This window comes from Anaerostipes stercorihominis, from assembly GCF_057535655.1.
Genome location: NZ_BAAJCL010000036.1, coordinates 1 through 609 on the forward strand (window position 1 = coordinate 1; position 609 = coordinate 609).

General features: G+C 44.7%; 2 rRNA genes. Both read left to right on the forward strand.

The features are described 5' to 3' along the window. Positions 1-24: 24 nt before the first annotated feature. Positions 25-142 (forward strand): 5S ribosomal RNA (rrf, locus tag AC27EF_RS13585). 359 nt (positions 143-501) lie between these two features. Beyond that, a 23S ribosomal RNA gene (locus AC27EF_RS13590) occupies positions 502-609 on the forward strand; the annotation flags it as partial.

Below are 609 nucleotides of genomic sequence, written 5' to 3' on the forward strand. Positions count from 1 at the left end.
GAGGAAACAGCAGAATAGAGAAATTCCGGTGGCGATGCGCGTCGGGGTCAGACCCGTTCCCATCCCGAACACGAAGGTTAAGACTGACGCGGCCGACAATACTTGGTTGGAGACGACCTGGGAAGATAGGTGGCTGCCGGATTTTAAAAAAGTTTTATCAGAGATTCGATACAAGAAAGGCTTCTTGTATGGACTGGCTGATAAAGCCGGAGCGGAAATAGATAGAGCGTACTGCATACAACCTCGAAGCGAAGCTTCTTGGTCGCGGCAGGATGCCTATAGAATAAAAAAAGATATTTTTATTCTGCATGCAGCACTATTTACGCAGACGTACCTTGAAAACTTCATACAAAATCGAAAGAATTCATTTTCAGAGATGGAAATGAGTCAAGACATCAAATTTCATCGTTAGAGAATAATGAGAAAGAAACACAAACCCATTGATGTAACGCTATACATCAATGAGGAAAGAGAATCGCAAGATTCGATCGTTCCTGCTACGGTTAAAGTAGTAAGGGCGCAGGGTGGATGCCTTGGCACTAAGAGCCGATGAAAGACTTGATAAGCTGCGAAAAGCTTCGGGGAGGAGCACATATCCAATGATCCGGA